Source organism: Priestia sp. P5_B4, from assembly GCF_056400385.1.
The window spans coordinates 1-2,474 of sequence record NZ_JBFULJ010000575.1 but is presented as its reverse complement, the minus strand read 5'-3'; the positions used below and the strand labels follow the sequence as shown (position 1 = coordinate 2,474).

Annotated in this window: 2 protein-coding genes; one reads left to right on the top strand and one right to left on the bottom strand. The window is 39.3% G+C overall.

Going from position 1 to position 2,474, the window contains the following annotated elements; translation table 11 throughout:
* Window positions 1-661 (bottom strand): FadR/GntR family transcriptional regulator (locus AC1DRF_RS23150; RefSeq protein ID WP_477741795.1); only part of this gene is annotated, 661 nt, incomplete at its 3' end.
* Window positions 662-854: 193 nt separating this feature from the next.
* On the opposite strand from AC1DRF_RS23150, the gene AC1DRF_RS23145 reads away from it, so the two are divergent.
* A partial coding sequence (locus tag AC1DRF_RS23145) for a B12-binding domain-containing radical SAM protein (RefSeq protein WP_477741794.1) occupies window positions 855-2,474 on the top strand: 1,620 nt, incomplete at its 3' end.

Genomic DNA, 2,474 nt, shown 5'->3' with positions numbered 1-2,474 from the left:
TCATAAAATACTGAGCATCTTCTGCATGCTGAGAAAGAATAGCTTCATAAATTTGCTGATGCTCTTTATAAATCCGTTCAGCTGTTTTTTCTTCTGCATAAAGCCAGATGCGTCTTGTCTCTTTCATCGTTTCAATCATCATTTCTGATACGTTATTCATAAGCTTCACTAAAAGAGGGTTTTGCGATGCTTTAGCAATGGCTAAATGAAAAGCAAAATCTGCTTTCTCTCCCAGCTCTTCATTGCCAAACGCTCCTTTCATTTGTTCCAGGCTATCGGACAGCTGGTTAAGATCCGCATCCGTTCGCTTTTGAGCTGCCGCTCGAACAGCTCCAATTTCTAATACTTTTCTCACTTCAAGCAAATGTTCAATATCATTTTTATTCATTAATACAGCGCTAGTTACAGGCAAAGACAGCATATCAGAGTTAAATTCGCGTACAAATGTGCCTTCTCCTTGCTTCATCTCCAGCAGCCCCATCGCCCGCAAAGCGCTAAGAGCTTCACGAATAGCTGAGCGCCCTACCTGAAAGTTTTCTGCGAGCTGCTGCACTGAATCCAAACGGTCACCAGGCTTTAAGCTGCCTTCTTTTATATTCTCAAGAAGCGTTTMGGCTACTTCTTCATATATTTTTTTTGGCTTAATTCGCTTATATTCCACGTTTTCCACCTCATTTTTTTCGTTCACCAAGGTTTACATTAACCGAGACTCTTTCTTCTTTTACGTTTCTGTTACATTTTACCGAAATCCTTTCCCCTCCACAACAAAAGTGGCAAGGTATTTATACTTTATTTCTCAAATGTGCTAAAATAGTAAATTGATTTCATATTACGAGTTAAAAGGAGCTTTTTGAATGAACATTGTTGTCAGTACATTGAATGCGAAGTATATCCATACTTCTTTAGCCCTTCGATGTTTAAAAGCCTATGCAGAGCCTGACTATAAAGTGGATATGGCCGAATATACGATTAAAGATCCTGCTATGAACATTGTCACGGATTTATATAAACGCAACCCAGATATTATTGGTTTCAGCTGTTACATTTGGAATATTGAAGAAACGATTAAAGTCGCACAAATGCTAAAAAAGATCAATCCCGAGCTCATCATTATATTCGGTGGACCAGAAGTAACCTATGATGTAACTCACTGGCTAGAGCGCATTCCTGAAGCTGACTTTATCGCTATTGGTGAAGGAGAAGAAACATTCAAGCAGCTGTTGGACGAACTTCACGGAGAGCGTAAGTTTGAAAACGTAAGCGGCGTGGCTTTCCGAAAAGAAGGAAAACCAGTTGTAAACCCGCAGCGCAATAAAATTGATCTGCGCGAAATGCCTTCTCCTTTCCGTTTTGAAGAAGACCGCCAAGAACTTTCAAAACGCGTTGTATATATTGAAACAAGCCGCGGCTGTCCGTTTAGCTGTCAGTTCTGTCTCTCTTCTATTGAAGTAGGCGTTCGCTATTTCGATAGAGAAAAGGTAAAAGAAGATATTCGCTATTTGATGGATAACGGAGCGCGCACGATTAAGTTCGTAGACCGCACGTTCAACATCAGCCGCAGCTACGCCATGGAAATGTTCCAATTTTTAATTGATGAACATCGTGAAGGCACCGTATTTCAATTTGAAATTACTGCCGATATTATGCGCCCAGAAGTTATTCAATTCTTAAACGATCATGCGCCAAAAGGATTATTCCGCTTTGAAATTGGCGTTCAATCTACAAATGATGCTGTCAATGAACTAGTCAAACGCAAACAAAACTTTAAAAAGTTAACGCGTACCGTAACAATGGTAAAAGAAGGCGGAAAGATCGATCAGCATTTAGATTTAATCGCGGGACTGCCAGACGAAGATTATAACTCATTTAAGAATACGTTTAATGATGTATTTGCACTTCGCCCTGAAGAGCTTCAGCTAGGCTTTTTAAAAATGCTTCGCGGCACTGGCTTACGCTTAAGTGCGCCTCACTATAATTATCAATACATGGATCAGTCACCTTATGAAATTTTAAGCAATAACGTCTTGCCATTTTCAGATGTCGTACGTATTAAACATGTAGAAGATATTTTAGAAAAGTTTTGGAATGACCATCGAATGGATGAAACAATAGAGTTTTTAGTAGAGCACTGCTATGATACACCTTTTGATTTCTTCCAAAACTTCGGGACGTATTGGGATGAAATGGGCTGGGTTCGAATCGGCCATCAGCTTGAAGATTTATTCAGACGCCTTAGACAGTACATTGAAACAGAGAATTTTTCAAATGAAGAAATGATTGAAGGGTTTATGAAAATTGATTATTTACAAAACCAAAAGCATAAGCCTCGTAAACCTTGGTGGGACGATAAAGTAGAAAAACAAGTCCGCTCTCATTACTATCAGCAAATGCTTGCTAATCCTTCTATTATGGGACAGGCTTTTGAAGCTGAACAGCTTGCTGAAAAAGAATTATACAAGCACACTGTTTTAGAG